This is a genomic window from Streptococcus atopicus (assembly GCF_049166725.1).
Classification (GTDB): domain Bacteria; phylum Bacillota; class Bacilli; order Lactobacillales; family Streptococcaceae; genus Streptococcus; species Streptococcus hominis.
In genome coordinates this window covers 21,477-46,306 of sequence record NZ_JBMHFC010000001.1, presented here as the reverse complement: position 1 = coordinate 46,306, position 24,830 = coordinate 21,477, and the positions used below count along the sequence as shown (strand labels likewise).

At 39.2% G+C, this 24,830-nt stretch carries 20 protein-coding genes and 1 pseudogene; 7 read left to right on the top strand and 14 right to left on the bottom strand.

The window, feature by feature from the left end; genetic code table 11:
* The first annotated feature begins 28 nt into the window (after window positions 1-28).
* Entirely contained in the window at window positions 29-847 is an 819-nt protein-coding gene (locus ACOMA9_RS00215; protein WP_106082997.1) for a metallophosphoesterase, read from the top strand.
* 35 nt (window positions 848-882) lie between these two features.
* On the opposite strand, the gene ACOMA9_RS00210 is transcribed toward ACOMA9_RS00215, so the two are convergent.
* Window positions 883-1,683 carry a DUF2785 domain-containing protein gene (locus ACOMA9_RS00210; protein ID WP_414079126.1) on the bottom strand — a complete coding sequence of 267 codons (801 nt, stop codon included), beginning with the start codon at window positions 1,681-1,683 and terminating at the stop codon, window positions 883-885.
* 151 nt (window positions 1,684-1,834) lie between these two features.
* Window positions 1,835-2,008: pseudogene (locus tag ACOMA9_RS00205) on the bottom strand (winged helix-turn-helix transcriptional regulator); the annotation flags it as partial.
* A gap of 196 nt (window positions 2,009-2,204) precedes the next feature.
* Between ACOMA9_RS00205 and ACOMA9_RS00200 the strand changes: the two are divergent.
* Entirely contained in the window at window positions 2,205-2,465 is a 261-nt protein-coding gene (locus ACOMA9_RS00200) for a hypothetical protein (protein WP_330945011.1), read from the top strand.
* Window positions 2,466-2,580: 115 nt separating this feature from the next.
* Here ACOMA9_RS00200 and ACOMA9_RS00195 read toward each other — a convergent pair whose 3' ends face one another.
* Together ACOMA9_RS00195 and ACOMA9_RS00190 are read right to left on the bottom strand one after the other, a co-directional pair.
* On the bottom strand, window positions 2,581-5,274 hold the full coding sequence (locus ACOMA9_RS00195; protein ID WP_421424302.1) for a cation-translocating P-type ATPase: 2,694 nt from the start codon (window positions 5,272-5,274) through the stop codon (window positions 2,581-2,583).
* A gap of 371 nt (window positions 5,275-5,645) precedes the next feature.
* Entirely contained in the window at window positions 5,646-6,032 is a 387-nt protein-coding gene (locus ACOMA9_RS00190) for a YwiB family protein (protein ID WP_270206808.1), read from the bottom strand.
* Between the two features lie 208 nt (window positions 6,033-6,240).
* On the opposite strand from ACOMA9_RS00190, the gene ACOMA9_RS00185 reads away from it, so the two are divergent.
* The 5 genes from ACOMA9_RS00185 to ACOMA9_RS00165 are packed head-to-tail and all read left to right on the top strand — an operon-like array spanning window position 6,241 to window position 11,294.
* Entirely contained in the window at window positions 6,241-7,560 is a 1,320-nt protein-coding gene (locus ACOMA9_RS00185) for an HD domain-containing protein (RefSeq protein ID WP_247906352.1), read from the top strand.
* The gene (yidA, locus tag ACOMA9_RS00180) at window positions 7,550-8,359 is read left to right on the top strand and encodes a sugar-phosphatase (RefSeq protein WP_151379871.1); all 810 of its coding nucleotides are present in this window, start codon (window positions 7,550-7,552) and stop codon (window positions 8,357-8,359) included. Before ACOMA9_RS00185 ends, yidA begins: the two co-directional genes overlap by 11 nt.
* The gene (locus tag ACOMA9_RS00175) at window positions 8,359-9,573 is read left to right on the top strand and encodes an aminoacyltransferase (RefSeq protein WP_330945010.1); all 1,215 of its coding nucleotides are present in this window, start codon (window positions 8,359-8,361) and stop codon (window positions 9,571-9,573) included. The genes yidA and ACOMA9_RS00175 overlap by 1 nt, the downstream gene beginning before the upstream one ends.
* A gap of 12 nt (window positions 9,574-9,585) precedes the next feature.
* Entirely contained in the window at window positions 9,586-10,824 is a 1,239-nt protein-coding gene (locus ACOMA9_RS00170) for an aminoacyltransferase (RefSeq protein WP_330945009.1), read from the top strand.
* A 41-nt stretch (window positions 10,825-10,865) separates the two neighbouring features.
* Complete coding sequence (locus ACOMA9_RS00165) at window positions 10,866-11,294, top strand: ABC transporter ATP-binding protein (protein WP_247906351.1); 429 nt, start codon at window positions 10,866-10,868, stop codon at window positions 11,292-11,294.
* 91 nt (window positions 11,295-11,385) lie between these two features.
* On the opposite strand, the gene ACOMA9_RS00160 is transcribed toward ACOMA9_RS00165, so the two are convergent.
* The 10 genes from ACOMA9_RS00160 to celB form a co-directional block, all read right to left on the bottom strand.
* Window positions 11,386-12,564 carry a TPM domain-containing protein gene (locus ACOMA9_RS00160; protein ID WP_151379868.1) on the bottom strand — a complete coding sequence of 393 codons (1,179 nt, stop codon included), beginning with the start codon at window positions 12,562-12,564 and terminating at the stop codon, window positions 11,386-11,388.
* A gap of 17 nt (window positions 12,565-12,581) precedes the next feature.
* Entirely contained in the window at window positions 12,582-13,667 is a 1,086-nt protein-coding gene (locus ACOMA9_RS00155) for a TFIIB-type zinc ribbon-containing protein (RefSeq protein WP_059220544.1), read from the bottom strand.
* A 49-nt stretch (window positions 13,668-13,716) separates the two neighbouring features.
* Window positions 13,717-15,051, bottom strand: a complete 1,335-nt coding sequence (locus ACOMA9_RS00150) for an SPFH domain-containing protein (protein WP_151379867.1) — start codon at window positions 15,049-15,051, stop codon at window positions 13,717-13,719.
* Window positions 15,052-15,505: 454 nt separating this feature from the next.
* A complete protein-coding gene (gene alaS, locus ACOMA9_RS00145; RefSeq protein ID WP_421424298.1) occupies window positions 15,506-18,124 on the bottom strand; it encodes an alanine--tRNA ligase in 2,619 nt (872 codons plus the stop codon).
* Window positions 18,125-18,178: 54 nt separating this feature from the next.
* Complete coding sequence (locus ACOMA9_RS00140) at window positions 18,179-18,748, bottom strand: LURP-one-related/scramblase family protein (RefSeq protein ID WP_330945007.1); 570 nt, start codon at window positions 18,746-18,748, stop codon at window positions 18,179-18,181.
* Between the two features lie 137 nt (window positions 18,749-18,885).
* Window positions 18,886-19,824 (bottom strand): peptidylprolyl isomerase PrsA, encoded by a 939-nt coding sequence (gene prsA, locus ACOMA9_RS00135; RefSeq protein WP_270736327.1) that lies wholly within the window; start codon window positions 19,822-19,824, stop codon window positions 18,886-18,888.
* 106 nt (window positions 19,825-19,930) lie between these two features.
* Window positions 19,931-20,614, bottom strand: coding sequence for an O-methyltransferase (locus ACOMA9_RS00130; protein ID WP_330945006.1), 684 nt, complete (start codon window positions 20,612-20,614; stop codon window positions 19,931-19,933).
* Window position 20,615: 1 nt separating this feature from the next.
* Window positions 20,616-22,418 (bottom strand): oligoendopeptidase F, encoded by a 1,803-nt coding sequence (gene pepF, locus ACOMA9_RS00125; protein WP_330945005.1) that lies wholly within the window; start codon window positions 22,416-22,418, stop codon window positions 20,616-20,618.
* Window positions 22,370-23,395, bottom strand: a complete 1,026-nt coding sequence (locus ACOMA9_RS00120; RefSeq protein WP_421424295.1) for a competence protein CoiA — start codon at window positions 23,393-23,395, stop codon at window positions 22,370-22,372. Before ACOMA9_RS00120 ends, pepF begins: the two co-directional genes overlap by 49 nt.
* Before the next feature lie 88 nt (window positions 23,396-23,483).
* Window positions 23,484-24,827: a PTS cellobiose transporter subunit IIC gene (gene celB, locus ACOMA9_RS00115; protein ID WP_421424293.1), complete on the bottom strand. Its 1,344-nt coding sequence runs from the start codon at window positions 24,825-24,827 to the stop codon at window positions 23,484-23,486.
* Between the last annotated feature and the right edge of the window lie 3 nt (window positions 24,828-24,830).

The following is a 24,830-nucleotide window of genomic DNA, read 5'->3' as shown; positions in this document are numbered from 1 at the left end:
CGTCCCTCAAATATGCTACACTAGGAGCATGACAAATTTAGCATTTATGAGCGATCTTCATTTGGATTCAAACCAATTTACCGATGAAGACATCACCATTTTGATTGATTTACTAAAAAAGAAAAAAGTTGACCACATTCACTTTGCAGGGAATCTGTCTAATGATTTTGAACACATTAGTTTGCCTTTTTTACAAAAGCTCAAAAAATCCTTCTCCGTTTCTTACAATTTAGGCAATCATGACATGCTAGGAATGACTGAAGACGACATTCAACAGCACAATTTCAATGTACAATCATTTGGACAGACTCAGTTTATTAGCCTAGCAGGTTGGTATGACTATGGCTTCGTTCCCGAAAAAACACCTGAAGAACACAAACGAACCAAGCAATTTTTCTGGTTTGATAGACGATTGAACCGCAACACTGATGACCCTATACTCACTCAACAGACCCTAGAACAACTTGAGAGAATTTTGACTTCTCTGAATGATCCTATTATCCTAGCTATGCATTTTGTTCCTCACAAAGATTTTCTTTACAATCACCCTTATTTTCAGCGCTTTAATGCTTTTCTGGGCAGTCAAGCCTTTCATAATCTCTTTGTCAAATATGGTGTGAAAGATGTTGCCTTTGGTCATCTTCACCACCGCCACTCCGCTCGAATGATTGACAGTGTCTGCTATCATACAAGACCTCTTGGTTACATCCGCGAATGGCAGTTGACCCAACAATTTTTCAAAGATCATCCTCAATACAAAATCCCTCAAATGTACCGTCTCCATAAACGCTATAATGCAGTAAAAGACTTATCTCTTTTCCAATCATGTAAGAAAAAGCACCTCTGAGAAGAACTAGAAGATGCCCTTATCATTTTTGATATTTAGTACGAAAATGACTGAATAGCTTCTCTTAGCTCGTCTGAGAGAGCTTTTTCTTTGTCTAACTGAAGATAAACTTCTAACAAGCATGAACGAGCATTAGAAAATTGTAAGAAGTCTGTTGAATTTTCTAGTGGAAAGTCAAGTGAAGTTAACCAAGCTGCAACTCTGGTTTGTGAGAGTCTATCATTTAAAACAGCCTGATAGATGACTCGTGCCAAACGCCAGTCCTCATCACTGATAAAACGCCAATTCACTCTTTTAAAAATCTTTTCTAATACTTGAAGAACTTCATTTACTCGTATTATAGGAAAATCTGGGTGACAAATAATCTCAACTAAAAGATCTGCGCCATGAGCAAAGGCATGCACCCAACCATATTCTTCAGAATAGCCAGTCCTATCATTTTCATACAGCAAATAAGACATTCCTTGTTCAAATAGAGCCATTCTTTGCTGACTAGAAAGTCTTTTAAAATAAAGTGAATTTTTCTTAGCATCCGCATTTAGCAAATTAGCTAATAATAAAGCCGTAAAAGATCGAGTCAGAGTCGCTTGACCAACCTCTTCTTTTTTATACAAGAGTCCTTGTCGTTTTAGAGCCTCAATCGCTACAAAATCAAACTGTCCCTTTGTAAATAGTTGTTCTTGTATGGCTCTAGCTAGAGTAACGAAAATCAACTCATCTCGTATTTTATAATCAGGATGACCGATATAATCTAACATCCAAAGAATTTCTTCCCTTTCATAACGCACTTGATTATCAAGTAACTTCTGCTGTAAACTATCTTTTATTCTTACCATTTTATTCCTCGGCTAAGATGAAGAACTCACCATCCTGTTTAGGAAACTGTCCACAAATACTATTATTAATATCATCAGGCGCTAAATACTTTTTTGACCATTGACATATCATTTCAAAAATTGGTATCACAGACTCTGCTTTTTCTGTCAACTAATAAGTAACGCGCATAGGGATTTTATTATATTGTCGTCTTTCTACCATATTATTTTGCATCAATTCTTTCAAAGTTCTAGAGAGAACAGTATCTGTAATATCTAGCATTTCTGCTTTTAGTTCATTATAGCGCAATGAACCTTTGATAAAAAGAATACAAATAATGCGCGAATTCCATTTTCCTCAAAAGATATCTAACCCATACTCTAATGGACAGCGGAGTTTTCTTTCGATTTTTCGTTGATACATATCTGCCTCCTTACAAAATAGTTAGTTACTCACTAATTTGGTAACGTATTGCATTTAAAATAGCACTATTTTATAATAAATTCAAATAAAATGAAAGGAGACAAGGAGACTTAATACTATGTCTCAAGTTAAAGCACATTTACAAATCACTCTAGATATTTCGGATGAAAACCGTCCCGCCGCAGCGAAAGTTTATAATGACTATCGCAAACCATTTCTAGATACTATCGAAGGGGCTGTGAGCAAGAACTTACTTATTCGCACAGAAGATGTGCAAGTTTTACATGGTTTTGACTCTGTTGAGCACGCTCAAAATTATCTACAAAGCGATATGTTCAAAAATGATGTTTTTGTTGGACTTCAACCACTTTGGAAATAAGATCCAGACGTCCGTATTTATAGCTTGTAATAAGGACTTAAAATTGTCGTATTCACGGCAATTTTTTATTATACTTTGACAATTAAAAAAGCCACCCGAAGATGACTTTTCTGTCTTAAATAGCATTTTTATCCATGCCCAATTTACGTTGAACAAATTTGACAATTTCCACAATGATAATCATGGAGAAACTTCCAATGAGAACGGCTGCCCATTGTGAAAAGTCTAATTTTGTTACATGGAAAATTCCTTCTAGTGGCTCAACCAAAATGGTAGAAGCCAATAAAATGAATGAAACAAGAATAGACCAGTTGAAAGTTTTAGATTTGAACGGCCCAACTGTTAGAAGTGATTGATAAACAGATTTTACATTAAAGGCATGGAAAAGCTGGATTAGTCCAAGCGTTGCAAAGGACATGGTCAACGCATCCGCATGAATGGCTCTCATGTCACCAACATGGACAGGATTCATCAAAGCATAAGCATAAACACCGAGTACCAAAGCACCTTGCAAAAGCCCTTGATAAATAATCGAACTCATGACACCACCTGAGAAAAAGCTAGACTTACGACCACGCGGTTTATGCGTCATCACACCCGGCTCAGCTGACTCAACCCCTAGTGCAATAGCTGGGAAAGTATCTGTCACAAGGTTAATCCAGAGAAGATGAACCGGCTGCAGCACATCCCAGCCCAAAAGGGTTGCAAGGAAAATCGTCAACACTTCTGCTGTATTGGCTGAAAGCAAATATTGAATGGTCTTTTGAATGTTAGAGAAGACTTTACGTCCTTCTTCCACAGCTACGATAATCGTTGCAAAATTATCGTCAGCCAAAATCATGTCAGAAGCACCTTTCGACACTTCTGTACCTGTAATCCCCATTCCGATACCGATGTCGGCTGTCTTCAAGGCTGGTGCATCATTCACACCGTCACCTGTCATAGCAACAACCTTGCCTTGATGTTGCCATGCTTTGACAATCCGCACCTTATGCTCAGGAGATACACGCGCATAGACAGAATATTGACCAACAACTTTTTCAAACTCTTCATCTGACAATTCATTAAGCTCAGCACCAGTCATGACACGGTCTTTACTATCATCATTGATAATTCCAAGGCGTTTAGCAATAGCTTCCGCTGTGTCTTGGTGGTCACCCGTAATCATAATCGGACGGATACCCGCTTCTTTAGCCACTCGAACAGCTTCAGCAGCTTCTGGTCGTTCAGGATCAATCATTCCAATCATACCTGTGAATATTAAATCATTTTCAAGATTTTCAGACGTTAAGTTTTCTGGAATGTCATCAATAATTTTGTAGGCACCAGCTAAAACACGCAAGGCCTGATGAGCCATACCTGAGTTATTTTCCTTAATTAACTGAGTCGTTGCCTCATCAATCGGCGCAATATCGCCTGCCTTGTCACGAGCCACACAACGTTTTAAAAGTTGATCTGGCGCACCTTTTACAGCAACCAAAAATCGACCGTCTGGCAAAGGATGAATAGTTGACATGAGCTTACGTTCAGAATCAAATGGCAACTCTGCTACACGAGGATACTGTTGCAAAAAGGCCTTGACATCATACCCTTTATCTAAAGCATACTGGATAAAGGCTGTTTCCGTTGGATCTCCAATGAGTTTTCCATCTTGATCGATTTTAGTATCATTAGCAAGGACAACCGAGCGTAACAATGGCAAGTCAAGTCCGAGGTCAATAGCTTGTTTCGCTTCATGCAAACTACCATCATAAAAGACTTTTTCAACCGTCATCTTGTTCATGGTCAAGGTCCCCGTCTTATCAGAAGCAATAATTTCAGTCGAACCAAGCGTCTCAACTGCAGGAAGCTTTCTGACAATGGAATTTCTCTTCGCCAAAACTTGTGTGCCGAGTGCCAGGACAATGGTCACAATAGCAGGAAGTCCTTCTGGAATTGCTGCCACAGCAAGTGCGACTGATGTCATCAATTCGCCCAGCGGGTCTTTTCCTTGAACGAATACGCCGACCACAAAAGTGATTGCTGCAATGATTAAAATCGCATAGGTCAGCACTTTTGAAAGACCATTTAGATTTTGCTTGAGTGGGGTATCTGTTTCATCAGCATTTTGGAGCATACCAGCAATATGACCGACTTCTGTAAACATACCTGTATTGACAACGACACCCATTCCACGTCCATATGTAACGTTTGAATTTTGGAAAGCCATATTGATGCGGTCGCCAATACCTGCATCAGCAGCTACATCAACAGTCAAATGTTTTTCAACTGGAACGGATTCACCAGTCAGAGCTGCTTCTTCGATTTTTAAAGAATTTGCCTCTAAAAGACGCATGTCGGCAGGAACCACGTCCCCCGCTTCAAGCATAACGATGTCTCCAGGGACTAGTTCTTTTGAGTCTATTTCTGTCACATGTCCGTCACGCAGCACACGCGCAGCTGGACTAGACATGGATTTGAGCGCTTCAATCGCTTCTTCTGCCTTTCCTTCTTGGTAAACTCCAAAAATAGCGTTAATGATGACAACGGCTAAAATAATAATGGCATCCGCAATATCTTCACCACCTGAAGTCACAACCGAAAGAATAGCCGCAATCAGCAAAATAAGAATCATCAAATCCTTAAATTGCTCGATAAATTTCATCAGAAGAGATTTTTTCTCTCCCTCATCCAGTTCATTGCGTCCGTATTCATTTAAACGCTTAGCGGCTTCATTGCTTGATAAACCTTGCTCAGAAGTTTCTAAATTTTTTAAAACTTCCTCCGAACCTTGCGTATAAAACGCTTGGCGTTTTTGTTCTTTTGACAAAATATTTCCTCCTTTGATCCCTTTTTGACAAACAAAAAGAGACCTGTTTATTGCAACAAGTCTCGCTGTTTCATACAAGGCCGGAAATTGCTTTCGTATTGACGACCTTGTAACGGATATCCCGCTAGCTACTCCCTTGAGTGTTTTTATTATACCAAATTCTTCAATTTTTTCAAGCAAAAAAAAGTTCAATTTTTATCTATTTTTTTACCAAACAAATAATAAGACGAGATGAATAAAATAATGGCTATGATGATTGTCCCTGCTAGGTCAAAGAGCCTATCGCCTCTCGTTAGAAAAAACCAAATAAATCTACTGAGAATGAAAATAGCCGTCATCACTCAACTAGGAAGGTTTCTTTTCATATCTTTCTATCTCCACGAAATTTCCATTTGATAATCCGCAAAAGTTCGCTCGCCGTCAGGCGTTCTCAATTGATAATGAAGCTCAAGTGTCTGCTTTTTCAAATCAACTTGGTAATGGCTTGTTTTCGTGATAAATTGCTGTATGCCGACCGGTGTGGGAATTCCAATCAAGGCTTCTCCTCCTTTGATAAACCGCATCAAAGATTTATGAGTAGAGAAGCGTGTCATGACTAGTTCTTCATCATGAAACTTCAGCACAACCTTCTCTCCTTCTTCATTTTTAAACAATAAATAATGATAAGCGCCCTTTTGAGTCCAATCTACATCGTAACTTTGGTCAATTTGTTCCACTTGCTCATCCATTTGAATTCGATTTTGGATTCTAATTTTCACTCTTCAAATTTCCTCGTCTTCCTATTTCTTTTTTCATTTTAGCAGAAAATCAAAAATATTTCTCCCATTTTTTCTTATACTTTTATTTTACCATAGCTCTGAATGGGAGAATTTTTGAATTAAAACAGCAAGTTTGAATCGCTATTTTAAGAGTTTATAGACTACTTTGTTATTTGGACTGCTAGACGAGATGTGGTATAATAGAGCCATGATTGAAAAAGTATTTCGTGATCCCGTCCACAATTACATTCATGTGGATCACCAAGTCATCTATGATTTAATAAACACCAAAGAATTTCAACGACTGCGCCGCATTAAACAGTTAGGAACTTCCGGCTATACTTTTCACGGAGGCGAGCACAGCCGTTTTTCGCATTGCCTCGGAGCATATGAAATTTCAAGACGAATCACAAAGATATTTGACGAAAAATATCCAGAGGTTTGGGATCGTCATGAAAGCTTACTTGTCATGGCAACTGCACTCTTGCACGATGTAGGTCACGGTGCTTATTCACATACTTTCGAGCGTCTCTTTGATACTGACCACGAGGAAATTACACGCCATATTATCACAAACCCTGAAACAGAGATTAACCAAGTTCTCATTCAAGTTTCGCCTGATTTTCCGGAAAAAGTAGCCAGCGTTATCAATCACACCTATCCAAACAAACAGGTGGTGCAGCTCATTTCCAGTCAGATTGATGTCGATCGCATGGACTATCTCTTGCGAGACTCCTACTACACAGGCGCTTCTTATGGGCAATTTGATTTAACACGGATTTTGCGCGTTATTTGTCCTGTTGAAAATGGCATCGCTTTCAAACGCAATGGTATGCATGCCGTGGAAGACTATGTCGTCAGTCGCTACCAGATGTATATGCAGGTTTATTTTCACCCTGCTAGTCGGGCAATGGAAGTGCTCTTGCAAAACTTGCTCAAGCGAGCGAAATTTCTCTACGCAAAACAGAAAGACTATTTTGCACTCTCTTCTCCCAACCTCATTCCTTTCTTTGAAAAGCGAGTGACCTTGAAAGATTATCTAGCACTGGATGACGGCGTGATGAATACTTATTTCCAGGTCTGGATGACAAGCCCTGATACGATTTTATCTGACTTGGCACAGCGTTTCATCAACCGCAAAGTCTTTAAATCCATTATTTTTTCAAAGGAAAATGAAAAAAATCTGAATGTTATGCGGGATTTGGTTGCAGAAGTTGGCTTTGACCCTGACTACTACACCGCTATTCACCGCAATTTTGATCTGCCTTATGATTTTTATCGTCCAGATGTCGAAAAACCACGCACTCAGATTGAAATTATCCAAAAGGATGGTAGCCTCGCTGAGTTATCCACTTTATCCCCTATCGTCGAAACATTAGCAGGCACAAGGCATGGCGACAACCGTTTCTATTTTCCAAAAGAAATGCTAAAAGAAGCTGGACTTTTTAGTGAAAATAGTAAGACTTTCTTGTCGTATATCAAAAACGATCAATTTATATATGGAGAATCACACGAACATGAGCATTAAACTAATTGCCGTTGACATTGACGGAACTTTATTAAACAACAAAAGAGAAGTCACACCAGAAGTTTTTTCTGCTGTACAAGATGCCAAAGCTGCTGGAGTAAAGATTGTCATTGCAACCGGACGTCCCATTCCAGGAGTGAGAAATTTGCTCGAAGAATTACATCTAAATGAGCCAGGTAATTATGTCATTACCTTCAATGGCGGGCTGGTTCAAGATACAGTCACTGGGGAAGAATACATCAAAGAACCTTTGTCCTATGAAGATTATCTGGATATCGAATGCCTCAGTCGCAAGCTAGGGGTTCACATGCACGCTATCACTAAGGACGGTATTTATACTGCTAACCGTAACATTGGAAAATACACCGTTTATGAAGCTGGGCTGGTCAATATGCCAGTCTACTACCGCACTCCAGAAGAAATGGTAGATAAAGAAATTGTCAAAATCATGTATATTGACGAACCAGAAATTTTGGATCAAGCAATCGCCAAACTTCCAAAAGAATTGTACGACAAGTACACACTCGTGAAATCTGCACCTTTTTACTTAGAAATTGTCAAAAAAAATGTCAACAAAGGAGCTGCAGTCGTGCATCTGGCAGAAAAATTAGGATTGACAAAAGAAGAAACTATGGCGATTGGTGACGAAGAAAATGATCGTTCTATGCTAGAAGTCGTGGGAAATCCTGTTGTAATGGAAAATGGAACCGATGAACTGAAAAAAATCGCCAAATACATTACCAAATCAAACGATGAATCCGGCGTTGCATACGCTATTAGAGAGTGGGTTTTAAACTAATGTACACTTATAAAATCGGAATTTCTGCTCAAGAACACGATGATTTTGTTAAGGCAAGTTCTCAAACCAACTTGCTTCAAAGCGCTTCTTGGGCAAAGGTCAAAGATAATTGGGACAATGAACGAATTGGTTTTTACAAGAATGACCAATTAGTGGCTTCTGCTAGCATTCTCATCAAGCCTTTGCCACTCGGCATGACTATGCTTTATATTCCTCGCGGTCCTATTATGGATTATCAGAATCAAGAATTACTGCAATTTGTCCTGACTTCCTTGAAAAAATTTGCTAAAACTAAAAAAGCTCTTTTTATCAAGTTTGATCCGAGTCTTTTCATCGTGCAGGCTCAAATTGGAGAAGACAGAAAAGAACAGCAAGAAACACTTGACGTGATTCAAAATCTCCAGAAAGCTGGAGCGATTTGGGTGGGACGGACAGAATCACTTGACGAAACGATTCAACCGCGTTTTCAAGCAAATATTTACAAGGACAATTTCAGCGAAGAACTTTTATCGAAGAGCACACGTCAAGCCATTCGCACCGCACGCAACAAAGGTATTCAAGTCCAATTTGGTGGCAAAGAGCTTTTGGATGATTTCTCTGCTTTGATGAAAAAAACAGAGAATCGGAAAAGCATTCATCTACGCGGGCAGGATTACTATCAAAAACTGCTGGATACTTATCCTGAGCATTCCTATATCACACTTGCAAGCATTGACTTAAACGAGCGTCTAGAAAGTCTCCAAGCTCAAAAAGTTAAGGCTGAAAAAGAAGCCAGCAAGTTCACTGAAAAAACTAAGCCCGGTAAAATTGAAAATAACAAGCAAGAACAAAAACGACTGCAAGAAGAAATGAATTTCTTGTCAGAAAAAATAGCACAGGGAACAACCAATGTTCCTCTCTCTGGAACATTGGTTCTAGAATATGGAGCTACCTCTGAAAATATCTATGCTGGAATGGATGAAGAGTACCGCCGCTACCAGCCAGCTCTCCTCACTTGGTATGAAACAGCAAAACACGCCTTCGACCGTGGAGCGGACTGGCAAAACATGGGCGGTGTTGAAAATGATTTAGACGGCGGACTTTATCACTTTAAGTCCAAGTTCAATCCAACTATTGAAGAGTTTGTCGGAGAGTTTAACTTGCCAACCAATCCACTCTATCATCTCTCTAACCTTGCTTATACTTTGAGAAAGAAATTCCGCAGCAAACACTAAGAAAGGAATCGTATGACATTCAGACAACTTAGTCAGGAAGAATTTGTAAACCATAGCGCGTCTTGCGATCAACGTTCTTTTATGCAAACAGTAGAAATGGAAAAGCTCTTAGCGAAACGCGATTTTACTTGCCAATATGTCGGTCACACAAATGAACACGGTGAATTAACCATTTCAGCCGTGCTCTACAGTATGCCCATGACAGGCGGACTTCACATGGAAATCAATTGCGGTCCTGTTTCAACAAATCCTCACGACCTGCAAGCTTTTTACCGTGAACTCAAGACCTACGCCAAAGAAAATGGTGCTTTAGAGCTAATTGTCAAACCTTATGAAACTTATCAAACATTTGACAGCAATGGACAGCCTACTTCGCCAGAAAAAACAGAATTGATAAAAGAGTTGACAGACTTAGGTTATGAATTTGATGGCTTGCAGACTGGCTATCCCGGCGGGGAACCTGACTGGCACTATGTCAAAGATCTGGCAGGTCTTACCGAAAAAGACCTCATCAAATCCTTCAGCAAAAATGGCAAATCAACCGTCAAAAAGGCCAATACTTTCGGAATTCAATTAAAAAAGCTGAAGCGAGATGAATTAAATATTTTCAAAGAAATCACTTCTGCCACTTCCGAGCGACGTGAATATAGTGACAAACCTTTGGATTACTACCAAGATTTCTACGATGCTTTTGGCAATCAAGCAGACTTTATGATTGCAACGCTTAATTTTCAAGATTATCTGCAACATCTGCAACATGATCAAGAAAAACTAAAACAAAAAATTCAAAAATTAAAAGCAGATTTAGAAAAAAATCCTCAGTCAGAGAAAAAACACAATCAACTGCGTGAATTCTCCAGCCAATTTGAAAGCTTTGAAACACGTAAAGCCGAAGCGCAAGAATTGATAGATAAATATGGAACAGAAGACCAAGTTCTTGCAGGCAGCCTCTTTATCTATACACCACAGGAAGCGACTTACCTCTTTAGTGGTTCCTATCCTGAATTTAACAAATTCTACGCCCCAGCACTTCTCCAAGAATATGTCATGAAAGAAGCTCTCAAGCGAAACATTCCTTTTTACAATTTTCTTGGTATTACAGGAATTTTCGATGGGTCTGACGGCGTTCTCCGTTTCAAACAAAATTTCAATGGCTACATTGTTCGCAAAATGGGTACCTTCCGCTATTATCCACAACCACTTAAATTTAAAATTCTCAGTTTGATTAAAAAATTGCTACGGCGCGCTTAAAAACTCTCAAACAGCTTTTTGAGAGTTTTTAAAGTATTCATATGTTCTATAAAGATTTATCAGATATGCTTAAACGATTTATTTCAAAAAAACTACTGACGATTTACTTTCTGTTTATCGTGCTGACATGGATTGAGTCAGTTTTAAACCCAACGCTCGTTCGGATGATTATTGATAGTTTTCAATCGAAAAATTTAAAAATTCTCTGGCAAATATTGATATTGGGAATTCTTGGAAATATGCTGATTGTCTTAGGTTTGGCAGGCAAACGCTATTTCTATGCAAAAATCATTGCAGACTTCAATACGAATATAAAAGGAAAGATGTTTGCTACTTTTTTGTATAAAAGTCAACTGTCAAATGAAGATATTCTTTCTGACTTGGAAAATGATGTAAAGCAAATTAATAGCTTTTACCATTCCTCGTTGAATTCCCCTAGAAATAAAATTATTGTGGACAACATCGTTTGAAAATTTTAAAATTCGCCCCGTTGTAAAATAAAGTGTAATAAAAAGGTCAGCATAACTATCCTGACCTTTTTAAACTTCCACTATTATCCATCTAAAAACTTCCGCCACTACCCCCGTGACTTCTGTCTGAGGAAGATGTATGTGTACTACTACCCCCAGAATCACTGGAGCTGCTAGGCTCCGGTTTTGCTTTCTTATCTACATTTGAGTAGAGGAAGAATTCTTGAGCATTGGTAATCTGGAGACTATTTTTCTTGATATAATCAGCGGCTCCGGTTTTATAATAAACAGATTTGAGCTGACCTTTCATTCCTGTTACGATGAGAAAGGCGAGACCAAAGCCAATAGCCAATGCTCCAGGAATCCAGTACCAACTTAAAGGCTCCTTAGGGAGATTTTTTACATCATAAGGCTGTCCCTTTCGTGCTTGAGTGAGGAAATCATCACACTGCTCAGCGTAGGTTGTAAAAGCAGCATTGTAGTCACCATCTTTTAAATCAGGTAAGAACTGCTTTGACAGGTAGTTTAAGCCAGCATCTGTAAAAGCAGTAATGCCGTAGCCTGTCGTTGAAATATGCCACTTCCGATCTGCCATGCTGACTACGAAAAGCACCCCATCGTGATTTTTTCCTTGACCGTAGCCATTGTAGTCGAAGTAGTCATCTGCGAAGTCTTGGGCGCTCTTTCCTTCCAGACTCTTGACGGTCACAACAACGACATCGCATTTTTGGCGCTGACTAATGTCTTTGAGCTTTGCTAACAGGGCTTTTTCTTGCTTTGGCTTCAGCAAATCAGCATCATCTACAAGTAATTTATTAGCTGATGTATCTAGCAATTTGACTACCTTATTAAGATAATATCGAACACCACTATAGTTGTTTTTCCCACTATCAAAAGCTTGCCAAAGTATGTCATCACTCTTTGCGCCTAGCTTTTCTTTAGCGTTTCCAGCATAATATAGGATCCATTCATTTTTTTCTTTATCAACAGCAAGGAGAATACCTTCAGCTGTGCCTGCAGATTCTTGATAAACCTTTTCAGCATAGGCCAAAATACCACCTTCACCTACTGATTTTGCTGCCAAAAAGTAAACTTTAAAATGATATTGTTCTTCAATAACTTTAGCCGCTTTGTTAATCTCTGTTATTTCCTTGCTTGAAAAGGCTGAGACTTCATCACGAATATAGCTAGTTTCTTCTGCACAGACAGTCCCAATCATGAGAAAGGAGAGAAGAAGAGTTGTCAGTAAAATTATGAATTTCTTCAACATAATCTTATCCTCCCTTCTTACAGTAAGTGAATCATCCATACAGCCGCATAACTAACTAAACTTGCCGCCACGCCCAGTCCGATTAGCCAACGTCTATAAGCTTGCTTGTCTAAGGGCAAATCTCCGACAAATTTACCAGTCTGACCATTCATCGCAAAGACAAATTTTTTGCCCTTCCAAGTCGTATTTAAGAGCCAAACTGGATAGAGAACATACTTAGTTGAACCATTTATCAAGCGAATATTCGAAGATTCTGGGGTAACGGTAGAAAACCCCGTAACTGTGTCTTCAAAGGCTTCCTCCGTGCTTTGCTTGACACGGTTGTTAGCATGAGTAATGCTCTCCTCGGCTCCGACATCATATTTATCTGCTAGGTATCCTGCTAGGTAAGCTGTCTGAAAATCAACAGCTTCTGAAAAATCAAAGGGTTCAATGGATTCCATTAGTTGATCATCCAATTTACTTGAACCGTCTACTGGGATATGTTCAAACGCTAACTGACCGGAACGAATAACTGAAAAATAGCTTGTTTCGGTATAGTCATACTCACTATCACTCCATGTTCTAATCCTGCTTGCTTTATAATGAACATCCGCATCTGCTTCTGTGTCAAAAAGCCAGAATGGAACATAAACCCCCTTTACTTCATCAATATGATTTTGGTCTTTAAAAACTTTTGGCAAGAGACGTTTCCCCATGAGATGCTTATTCAGACTCGCCTTTGCTGCCTTTTTATCTAATTTGAATGGAATCACATAATCTGGCTTTAAATCACCAGCAAAACGTCCCATCATAACGACAGGATTATCGCAGAATGGACAGGAAGTGGCTGCTGTTGACTCGTCAGCAACAATTTCACCACCACAAGATTTACAGACATAAACTGACAGTTGATCAATCTCGCCTGTATCCCATTCACCACCAGCTTGCGTACTCCAAGTCATATTTTCATCGGTCTGGGTTTTTAATTGTTCATCCAATTCCTTCAAACTTGACATATCCAATTCAGAATCACAATAAGGACACTTCATTTTCTGAATTGAACTATTAAATTCAAGAGCACCACCACAATTTGGACATTTATATTCTTGTAAATCAGCCATGATGACCTCCTTTCTACTGTCATCGAGCTATGAGATAGTTAGAAAAGTTTTAAACAAGGTCATTTTCATCGAAAACATTGCCACATTCAGGGCAGAATTTAGGTGGATTATAAGCATCTTCTGGTTGCCAGCCACAATTGCTGCAACGGTATTGACGGCGGGTTTCTGGTTTCGGTTGACCACAGTTTGAACAGAATTTACCATTATTGACAGTCCCACAAGTACAAGTCCAGCTATCACTCACAGGTTTTGGTGAACCGCATTCAGGACAGAATTTACCTGAAGCTTCATGTCCATTTGGACAAGTCCATTTATCCGTAGTAGTTTGGGTTTGAGAGGCTGCACTCGCTGTTTGCGTTTGCTGACTAGCGGCCTGCTCTTGTCCCATCGCAAAAAGATTTTGAGCATTCATACCGCCTGCGCCCGCTGCCATTCCTACTCCCATAAAGCCAGTCATTGCACCACCTGGATTTTCAGCCGCTGCTTTCATAGCATCTGCTTGCGCACCGACTAAGGTAGCCGCTGCCATGGTTGGATCCTTCATAATAGCCACACGTTGAGCCTGCTTAATCATTTCAGCATCTTCGTCTGGAAGAGTTACTGAACCAAGAGCTACACTAATGACTTTCAAGCCACGCAGTTCTCCCCATTTGCTAGAGAGCGCTTCATTCATGGCATTTTCGAGTTCTGTATTATGGCTAACAATTTGATTTGGTCGCAATTCTAAATCAGACAATGCAGCGAATGCTGGTTGAAGAGCACTGATAAATTCTGTTTTCAGTTGTGATTCTAACTCTTCACGCAAATATTCTTTTTCCACATTGCCACAGACATTGGTATAGAAAAGAAGTGGGTCTGCAATCTTATAAGAATAAACACCAGAGCAACGGACAGAAACATCTACATCTAAGCCGATTTTTGAATCCACCACACGAAATGGAATTGGGTTTGGTGTGCCAAACTTATTATCAATCAGCTCTTTTGTATTGAAATAGTAAACACGTTGATCTTTGCCTGTATCACCACCATAAGTGAAACGTTTTCCAATTTGTTTAAAAGTTTCCTTAATGGAATTGCCTAAATTACCTGTAAAAATACTAGGCTCGCTAGACGTGTCATAAGTGAATTGACCAGGCTCGGCACAGACTTCAACAATTTTTCCCTGCTCGACAATCATCATACACTGACCGTCTGCAACAGCAATTCCAGAACCATTCGAAATAATGTTGTCGCTGCCCTTCGTATTAGATGAACGTCCAGATACTTGCTTTTGTCCTTTGACCACCATGACAGACTTGTCCATGGCATCACAGTAAAAGAATTCTTTCCATTGATCAGCCAATACGCCGCCTACGGCACCAATTCCTGCTTTAATGAGTCCCATAAGAATCTCCTTTCTCTCTTTAAAAAACATGTTTCCTCTACCTTAAACTGTACTACTAAACGACATCATCTCCTTTGTCATAAATTTGTGAATTTTTACAAAAAATCATACGCTAACTAGCAATATCTGTCTTTTTATCGCAACACGATTAGCTGTATGAAAGCGCTTTATCTTCAAAACCATTTTACCATATTTTTATAAAATTGTAACTATCAAAAATATAAGTGAATCGTAAGGAAATTGGAATAACTATCTTTTTCAGTCAAAAAATCTTTATAAAACACCACAACCTAATCGTACAAATAAAAAAACGAATAATTCCGATGTTCTGACTAACAGAATATCGAAACTGTTCGTTTTTTGTATGATTTTTATGCAACTCTCTTAGAATTCATTTTTTGAAATCCTTGTAGAGCAGATACTGAGCTGCTATCTCGCTTAAAGTAATATGACATTATAATTTTTCAGGAACAGCTGCAAGTAATTCTTGAATAGCAGCTTGATTGCTTCCTCCAGCCATAGCCATATCTGGTTTACCACCACCACGACCATTTACGATTGGAGCAAGTTCCTTGATTAAATTGCCAGCGTGAATATCTTTTGTTTTGCTAGCTACAAGGACATTCACTTTCTCACCAATAGCTGCCACAAGGACAAGGACATCTGAATAGTCTTTTTGTTTCCAAGTGTCTGCAAATGTACGTAGAGCACCTGCGTCAGATACAGAAACTTGGCTGGCAATAAAGCTGTGTCCATTAGCTTTCTGAACATTCTTGAAGACTTCACCTGAAGCAGCGGCTGCTGCTTTTTCTTTCAGTTCAGCATTTTCTTTTTGCAATTGACGAAGTTGTTCTTGCAAAGCCTCAACTTTACGCGAAACTTCTTTCATTTGCGGAACTTTCAAAGTTGTTGCGATATCTTTCAAAGCATCTTCTTCCTCACGGTAAGCTTCAAATGCTTCTTTGCTTGTCACAGCGAGGATACGACGAGTTCCTGAGCCAATTCCTTCTTCCTTGACAATCTTGAAAAGACCAATTTCAGAAGTATTCTTCATGTGAGTACCACCACACAGCTCAATAGAATAATCTCCAATTGTCACCACACGAACTTCTTTGCCATATTTTTCACCGAAGAGAGCCATTGCTCCCATTTCTTTAGCCGTATCAATGTCTGTTTCAATCGTTTTGATGTCAATGGCTCCCCAGATTTTTTCATTGACTTCTTGCTCAATGCGACGTAGTTCTTCTGCTGTAACTGCTTGGAAATGAGTGAAGTCAAAGCGAAGAAATTCTACTTCATTAAGAGAGCCTGCTTGCGTTGCGTGTTTACCTAAAACATTGTGAAGAGCCGCATGAAGTAAGTGTGTCGCTGTGTGATTTTTCATAACACGGTGACGACGATTGTGGTCAATTTCAAGCTTATATTCTTGGTTTAGCGTGAGTGGTGCTACCACTTCTACCGTATGGAGCGGTTGTCCATTTGGGGCTTTTTGAACATCTACAACTTGGGCAATGAGTTGACCTTCAGAGTCAAAAATGTGTCCATGGTCTGCCACTTGTCCCCCCATTTCAGCATAAAATGGTGTCTCTGAAAAAACAAGGTAAGCCTTCCCAGTTGAAACTTCTTCAACTTCTTCGTCAGCTGCCACAATCGCAACCAACTTCGCAGATAAAGCCTCTTTTTCATAGTTAAAGTGGCTTTCAGCTGTAATGTTTTGCAAGGTTTCATTTTGCATGCCCATAGATCCACCTTTAACAACACTAGCCCGTGCGCGTTCTTGCTGTTCTTTCATAGCAACTTCAAAGCCTTCGCGGTCTACTGTCATACCAGCTTCTTCGGCAATTTCTTCAGTCAACTCTACTGGGAAACCATAAGTATCATACAGTTTAAAGACATCCGTTCCTGAAATAACAGACTGTCCTTTTGCCTTTAACTCTTCTACAATGCTTTGTGCAAAGTGTTGACCTGAATGAAGCGTGCGAGCAAAGGATTCTTCTTCACTTTTGATGATTTTTTCGATAAAATCTTGCTTTTCAAGCACTTCTGGATAATAGCTTTCCATAATCTTTCCAACAGTTGGAACGAGTTTATAAAGGAAAGGCTCATTGATCCCTAATTTTTGACCATGCATAGAAGCACGACGGAGCAAGCGACGCAAAACATAACCACGTCCTTCATTTCCTGGAAGCGCACCATCGCCAATAGCAAATGACAGAGAGCGGATATGGTCTGCAATGACCTTGAAGCTCATATTGTCACCGTCTGGATTGTAAGTCTTACCGGATAACTTCTCTACTTCACGAATAATCGGCATAAAGAGGTCTGTTTCAAAATTAGTTTTTGCCCCTTGAATAACAGCTACAAGACGCTCTAGACCTGCACCCGTATCAATATTTTTGTGAGGCAGCTCCTTGTATTCACTTCTTGGAACAGCTGGATCAGCATTGAATTGGGACAAAACAATATTCCAAATTTCAATATAACGATCATTTTCAATATCTTCTGCAAGCAAACGAATTCCTTGATGTTCAGGGTCAAATGCTTCCCCACGGTCAAAGAAGATTTCTGTATCTGGTCCAGAAGGTCCTGCACCAATTTCCCAGAAATTGTCTTCAATTGGAATCAAATGACTTGGATCGACACCAACTGAAATCCAACGATTATAAGAATCATGATCATCTGGATAGTAAGTCATGTAGAGCTTGTCTTTTGGAAAATCAAACCACTCAGGACTAGTCAGGAGCTCAAAAGCCCATTCAATCGCTTCATCACGGAAATAATCACCAATAGAAAAATTCCCCAGCATTTCAAACATAGTATGATGACGTGCTGTTTTTCCGACATTTTCAATGTCATTCGTCCGAATCGCTTTCTGCGCATTGGTAATCCGTGGATTTTCTGGAATAATGGTCCCGTCGAAATATTTCTTTAATGTTGCTACGCCAGAGTTAATCCAGAGTAGGGTCGGGTCATTGACTGGTACTAGACTAACAGACGGTTCGACAGCATGACCTTTTGAAGCCCAAAAATCTAGCCACATTTGGCGTACTTGAGCACTTGATAATTGTTTCATTTTCTTCTCCTTAAAACATTTCTCTAACTGATTTTTCTATTGCCCATGTGAGTTTTAAGAACTACTTTCAAGAGCTTCTACATAGTCAATAGCCACACACAATGAAATCACTAAATCCGCATAGGCATCTTCATAAACTACAACTTGATAAGTGGACATCAGGTGCAAGAGTTCTTTTGAAATCTCTGCAATCACTTGTCCCTGCGCATCCAGCAGACGAAATTCTAAATCCCAGATATTCCCCTCGATGCGCAGACCTAAGTTGTCAAATTCATATTTATCTCGTAAAAAACTGAATTTTTTACGGATATAAAAACTCAAACCATTGCGCAATTGAATTTCAAATTGAGGTAAGACTGTTAGCACAGTCTTTTGAATTTGGCTGACCACTTCACCCTTGTCATCATAAATCGTAAAAGTTTTGGGGATTTTTAAAAAGCTCCCCTCCACTTGATAATCAATATTCCCACGATCATCTTTGATGTCAAATTTCTCACCACCAAAGCGAAATTTTTGTTTTACAAGATAGGTCTTCATAACGGTTCCTCGCAAAAAGACAAGTCCACTAGACGAAGGGCGAAAAACCGCGGTACCACCTTCATTCAATGAACTTGTCATTCTCATTATGTATGCAATTTTTTCTTTGAGTAGCATGATTTTCGTTCTTACATGGCTTGCAGCACCGCCAATTCTCTGGGCTAAGAGGTCAAAAATCAATTCTCAATAGTCCTATTATACTCACTTATGAGCTTTTCGTCAACTTATTTTGATGAAGATGACGAGCTAGATGTTGATTTGCTATCTGACTTGACATATTGTGAGAATAGACTTTGGAAAGCTTGATCTTTCACTTTAATATTGGCTGCTTGTAATTCTTTGGCAACAATTTTTTGGATAAAGGTTCGATCATTTTGCTTTTGTGTCAAGATAACATTTTTCAGTTGTTTCTTGTAGTCTTTCCAATTCGCTGATTTTTCAGACTTACTATTTAGTTTCACAATATAATAACTTGAAGAATAAGTTGATGATTTAACGGTGATAACATCCGAAATACCGTTTGCTTCAAGGGCAAAAGCCGCTTTTTTAACAGCATCTGGGATATCTGTCGAAGCTGAGTCAAACTTCACTTCGCCACCCTTATCTTTGGTCTTGGTATCCGTAGAATTTTCCTTAGCAATTTGTCCGAAATCAGCACCTTCAGCTTTGGCTTTCTCCAGCACTTCCTTTGCCTTGTCTTGACTGTCAACTTTGATGATTTGAGCAGTCACTTCTGGTGTATAAGATTCGTATGCTTTTTTATAGTTTGCATCTGTCAATTCTTTTTCAGCCGCTTTTTTGACAGCATATTCGACCAATTTATTGGTTCTGATTTGTTCACGATAAGTATCTTCCGTCAATCCTGCTCTTGCCAATACTTGTTGGAAAGCAGTTCCGTAAGTGCTCTTACTCTTATTGAACGTTTCATTGACTTCTTTTTCTGTAACATGTTTACCATAGCTCTTTTCAAAAACTTCTTGAATGGTCATATTGAGAAGTACTTGTTGAGCAGCTGCATTATTTTTTACTTTGTCATAGAAATCATTGACAGTAATTGTATTTCCTTTCATCGTGATAATATCTTTACCACCAGCTTGCGAGCACGCCGCTAATGTTACAACTGACAAAAGCGTAATGGCTCCTGCTAGAATTTTTTTCTTCATTATGAAAACTCCTTTTTTTAATTCACTTTCTTATTGTACCATAAAATAGATTTAATATCTTAAATTTTCCTAAAAACTTTGAAAGTTTAGGAAAATATTAAGAATCTCATTCTTTTCTAATCATCAGAATACCGTCACCAAGAGGCAACAAAGTTGCAGTCAAGTCAGGTTGATCTAGTGTTTTATCAAATAATTGGTGCAACCCTCGATAAATCGTTCGTTGACCTCGACGCACTTCCTTAATGTCTTTCACTATATCACCACCCTGAAAAACATCATCTATGATGATAATTCCTCCTGAAGCAAGGCGCTTCAGAACTTCCGGCAGAAAGACAACGTATTTGGACTTAGCAGAGTCCATAAAGACAAAGTCATAGCAATCTTTCAAACTAGGAAGAATATCCATTGCGTCACCTTCCAGCAATGTAATTTGCTTGCGCTTATCAAACTTAGCAAAGTTCGCTTTAGCAAAAGCCATCATTTCTGGATTGCGATCAATCGTTGTAATTTGAGCCTGCGGTGCATGTTCTGCCATTAAAAGAGCTGAAAAGCCAATGGCTGTTCCAATTTCCAAAATCTTTTCTGGCTGTAAAGTTTCTAATAGAAAACGAAAATAGGCAACTGTTTCATGAGGAATAATGGGAATATTTTCTGCATGAGCAAAAGTTTCGAGCTCTTTTAAAGAGCCCGAAACTTGTTTTTGCCGTGTCCGCATAAAATCGAGGATTTCTTTTTTGACAACGGGACGACGCATATTGTGATTAGCATTTTTACTATAGGATTCGACCATTTTATGCCAATCCTAACTTTTCTACAAGTGCTTCAAATTCATCAAGACGACGCTCAAAGACTGCAAAGGCAGCATTGAGATAGTCTTCTTTTTCCATATCTACACCAGCTTTTTTAATGACATTTAGCGGATAATCAGAATTTCCTTCTTTCAAGTAGTTGAGATACTTCTCTTTATCTTCTTGCGTTCCGTTAACAATCTTATCAGCTAAGGCAGAAGCAGCTGAGAAACCGGTTGAGTATTGGAAAACATAGTAATCATAGTAGAAATGCGGAATCCGTGCCCATTCGTATTGAATTTGTGGGTTGTCCTCTTTCGTCAAACCATAATATTTTTCATTCAAATCTGCGTACAAATCATTCAAAAATTCACTCGTCAAGACTTGACCTTCTTGGTCAGCTTTGTGAATGGCATGTTCAAACTCGGCAAATTGAGTTTGGCGGAAAACAGTTCCACGGAAACCGTCCAAGAAATGATTCAGAATCGCAAAGCGGGTTTGATCGTCATCTACTTCTTCCAATAATTTCTCCGTAAGGATATTTTCGTTGGTCGTAGAAGCAATCTCAGCTAAGAAAATAGAATAATCTCCGTAAACGTACGGCTGATTTTCACGAGTGTAGCTGGAATGCATGCTGTGACCTGTTTCATGAACCAGCGTGAAAAGATTGTCCAACGTATCTTGCCAGTTGAGCAACATAAAAGCATTGGTATCGTAAGAACCACCAGAATAAGCCCCAGAGCGCTTGCCTTGATTTTCATAAACATCAATCCAACGATCTGAAAAGGCTTCTTTTACTCGACCTAGATAATCTTCTCCAAGGATAGCTAAGACTTCTTCTGCTTTCGTCAAGGCTTCCTCATAAGTAAATTTATAATCTGCTTCTGATAATGGTGTGTAGAGGTCGTACATTTTCAAATCAGAAAGGCCTAAAATCCTTGCACGTAGCGCAATATAGCGATGTAAGAGTGGCAAATGTTTGTTGACCGCAGACACTAAGCTATCATAAACACTTTCTGGAATAAAGTTAGCAAACAAAGCAGCTTCACGCGCAGAAGAAAAACTACGAACTTTGGCATTGTAATTATGAACTTTAACATTCGTTTGGAGTGTCTTAGCATAAGTGTGTTGGTATTGCTCATAGACGCTGTAAAGCGCTTCATAAGCTTCCTTGCGGACTGTACGATTTTTCGACTCCACTAGACTGATGTAATTTCCGTGCGTCAATTGCACTTCATTTCCTTCTTCGTCGTGTACGGTTGGAAAGACAATATCGGCATTATCCAAGATTCCAAAAGTATCACCCGCAGCACTAAAAATTTCACTAGCTCCTGCCAACAATTCTTCCTCACGTTGAGAAAGGATGTGAGGTTTCTTTTGCAGTAGCTTATCAAAAAAGTGCTGATAGATTTGCAATTCGGGCTTTTCAGCTAAGAAAGTCTGATATTGCTCGTCTGTGATTGCCATAAATTCTGGTTCATAGAAAGAAAATGCCTGTCCGAATTCACTATAAATAGCCATACCCTTGGCTTGGTATTCTTGGTATTTTGCCACGCGCGTATCTTGGTCATTTTTCATGTGAGCATAGGAATAGAGCTTTTCTATGCGACGCATTAAGTCCAATTGGATTTCTGTTGTTTTTAAAAGGCTATCAGCCGAATCCAAAAGATGACCTGCTAAGCTGCTGGCTTCTTTTAATTCTTTTGAAACTTGACTTAACTCTGCCTCAAAAGCTTCATCTGTTGGGAAAATCGTTGTTAGGTCCCAAGTGTATTTTTCTTCAATTTCATTTCTTTGTTTTGCCATAAAATTTCCTCCGTCCTTCCTATTCTATCATAAATATTGCCAAAAATCTTTGCATAAAAAGCTGGGGGATAGAGAATTTGGAGATTTTTATTTTTTTCATAATAAGCTGAAAATTGCTGGTAATAAGGTGTGAGATCTTGAAAAATCTGGCAGAAAGAGCTGGAACGAACAGGTTGAACCTGCGGATAAAAGTCATTAGCTGTTTTGGTTAATAAATTATCACCCGCTTGGTACAATTCTGCTTGCAATTTCATCCATTTGGGCTGCTGATAGTAGAGCTGCTGACGCACATAACGGCAAATATTTTTATCTTCTTTTGCCAGAAAACTCGTCATCTCCTGCTTGCAGAATGGCTGACGAAAGATGTCTAAAAGATTTCCTTTGCCAAAAGTAAAAATTTTTTCCTTATACTGCGCCTTGCCATGCAAATCTTCATGAATCAAGTATTTAAGCCTCAAAAGCTGTTTTTGTTCGTCCAATTCCCACAGATGAAAGCCCATATTTTGACTAAAATAGAGAAAATCCTTTTGCAAATTGGTCAAGGCATTTTTCAGCCAAAGTTTCTTTCCCAAGAGCCAAAGAACGCGATAGCCATACTGACGATAACTGTCCGTACGCTCTTTTAAGCGTTTTTGACTAAGCGAACTGCATTGAACTTCAAGTGCAATTTGTTTTTCAACTAACAAATCTGCGATTTGCTGCAATTCTGGTAAATAAGCTTCCACTTGAATCGCATGACTAGACTTTCTAGCCCAAGTAAACAAAGCAGCTTTCAGATTTAGGTGTTCTGCACTTTCATTTTCCGTAGAAAAATGGCAGTTTTTCAAGGAAATATGAGCAAAATGCGGTCGCATCACCTTGCCATTCTTAAATCGCACTGCTTCCTGACAAGCCGGACAGAAAAATCTATCCAGCGGATTTACCCTATCTTCCACAGCATTTAGCATTTTTCCGTTTTCCTGACAAGCCATTAACATAGATTATTTTCCCCTTTTACTTAAATTATTCGCAAAAAAGAGAAACTTCCGAAAAAGTTTCTCAAATCTTTTATAAGGGGAAACAAATTTATTGAATCGCTTCAGCACTATTCATTTCTTCTTTGTACAACTTAGTATCATACATCTTAATAAATGGATACCAAATGACAAAGGCAGCCAGAGCACAGATAAGTGCAACTACAAAGGCACCAATATTACCACCTGAACCAACGTAAGCTCCAATACCAATAGGTGTTGGCCATGGTGTTTGGGCAATCGCTTTACCAGCTAGTCCAAGTTGAACAGACCAGTAACCAATGGAAGCAGAGACGATTGGAGCCAAAATAAACGGAATGGTTAACATTGGATTATACACAATTGGTAGACCAAAGATAAGGGGTTCGTTGATGTTGAAAATAGCTGGCCCCATTGAAGCTTTGCCCAGCATGCGCTGCTGATCTGATTTTGCACGGAAAGCGATGTAGAAGCAAAGCAGTAAAGTCGCACCAGAACCACCGATCGTTACATAAGAGTTGGTAAATTCACCTGCATAGGCAATGAATTTGCCGTCAACGTTTTGTGCCATATTAGCAAGCAAAATTGGATTAACCAGTCCCATAACGATATTCGCACCATGAATACCGACAATCCAAAGAGCATGAACCAATAAGTAAATCACAACAATACCTAGCCATGTGTTAGTGATATGACTAACAAAGGCAAACGGAATTGCAATAACTTTATAAATATCCGTACCAAATAGGATAAAGATACCGTTAATGACAAGTACTGCAAATGCAATGACAAATCCTGGAATGAGAGCTGTAAATGAACGAGCAACTCCTTCTGGAACAGCTTCGGGCATCTTGATGACCCAATTCTTCTTCACACAAAGGCGATATAGTTGTACAGCGAGAATGGACATCAGAATCGCAGTAAACATACCTGATGTAGACAGACGTGTCAAACTATCTCCGCCAACAGTCCAGCCACCAATTGTTGTTTTTCCTGTCACGGCTGAAATCATTCCTTTTGAATAAGTCAATTCAGGAATAGTCAAAAAGTAAGCAAATACCGCTAACAGACCACCATTGAGTGGATTGAGATTGAGCCCCTCTTCTTCGACATAAATTTTTGTGTATTCATATCCAATAACAATGGCAAAGTAGAGAGACAAAATCCCCATTGTACACTTATAAGCTAGCAAGTAGAGAGCTTGAATCTTATCAAATGAATTTGCCCACAAATCCACAATAAATTGAAGATTAAAGGCCTGCGGTATAACACTAAGAACCAAGAAGGCAGACCCTACGATTGTAAAGGGAATACTGGCCATCCCGGCAGCAACAATAGCACGAACAGGACGCCAAGTAGAGACTTTCCCCATTGGTCCCATGAGGTACTTTTCTAGAAATTCAAACAATTTATTCATAAT

What these genes read in the sequence shown, in the direction of transcription:
- ACOMA9_RS00215 (WP_106082997.1), top strand. Translation starts at nt 29, where the DNA reads ATGACAAATTTAGCATTTATGAGCGATCTTCATTTGGATTCAAACCAA.
- ACOMA9_RS00210 (WP_414079126.1), bottom strand. Translation starts at nt 1,683, where the DNA reads ATGGTAAGAATAAAAGATAGTTTACAGCAGAAGTTACTTGATAATCAA.
- ACOMA9_RS00200 (WP_330945011.1), top strand. Translation starts at nt 2,205, where the DNA reads ATGTCTCAAGTTAAAGCACATTTACAAATCACTCTAGATATTTCGGAT.
- ACOMA9_RS00185 (WP_247906352.1), top strand. Translation starts at nt 6,241, where the DNA reads ATGATTGAAAAAGTATTTCGTGATCCCGTCCACAATTACATTCATGTG.
- yidA (WP_151379871.1), top strand. Translation starts at nt 7,550, where the DNA reads ATGAGCATTAAACTAATTGCCGTTGACATTGACGGAACTTTATTAAAC.
- ACOMA9_RS00175 (WP_330945010.1), top strand. Translation starts at nt 8,359, where the DNA reads ATGTACACTTATAAAATCGGAATTTCTGCTCAAGAACACGATGATTTT.
- ACOMA9_RS00170 (WP_330945009.1), top strand. Translation starts at nt 9,586, where the DNA reads ATGACATTCAGACAACTTAGTCAGGAAGAATTTGTAAACCATAGCGCG.
- ACOMA9_RS00165 (WP_247906351.1), top strand. Translation starts at nt 10,866, where the DNA reads ATGTTCTATAAAGATTTATCAGATATGCTTAAACGATTTATTTCAAAA.
- ACOMA9_RS00160 (WP_151379868.1), bottom strand. Translation starts at nt 12,564, where the DNA reads ATGTTGAAGAAATTCATAATTTTACTGACAACTCTTCTTCTCTCCTTT.
- ACOMA9_RS00155 (WP_059220544.1), bottom strand. Translation starts at nt 13,667, where the DNA reads ATGGCTGATTTACAAGAATATAAATGTCCAAATTGTGGTGGTGCTCTT.
- ACOMA9_RS00150 (WP_151379867.1), bottom strand. Translation starts at nt 15,051, where the DNA reads ATGGGACTCATTAAAGCAGGAATTGGTGCCGTAGGCGGCGTATTGGCT.
- alaS (WP_421424298.1), bottom strand. Translation starts at nt 18,124, where the DNA reads ATGAAACAATTATCAAGTGCTCAAGTACGCCAAATGTGGCTAGATTTT.
- ACOMA9_RS00140 (WP_330945007.1), bottom strand. Translation starts at nt 18,748, where the DNA reads ATGAGAATGACAAGTTCATTGAATGAAGGTGGTACCGCGGTTTTTCGC.
- prsA (WP_270736327.1), bottom strand. Translation starts at nt 19,824, where the DNA reads ATGAAGAAAAAAATTCTAGCAGGAGCCATTACGCTTTTGTCAGTTGTA.
- ACOMA9_RS00130 (WP_330945006.1), bottom strand. Translation starts at nt 20,614, where the DNA reads ATGGTCGAATCCTATAGTAAAAATGCTAATCACAATATGCGTCGTCCC.
- pepF (WP_330945005.1), bottom strand. Translation starts at nt 22,418, where the DNA reads ATGGCAAAACAAAGAAATGAAATTGAAGAAAAATACACTTGGGACCTA.
- ACOMA9_RS00120 (WP_421424295.1), bottom strand. Translation starts at nt 23,395, where the DNA reads ATGTTAATGGCTTGTCAGGAAAACGGAAAAATGCTAAATGCTGTGGAA.
- celB (WP_421424293.1), bottom strand. Translation starts at nt 24,827, where the DNA reads ATGAATAAATTGTTTGAATTTCTAGAAAAGTACCTCATGGGACCAATG.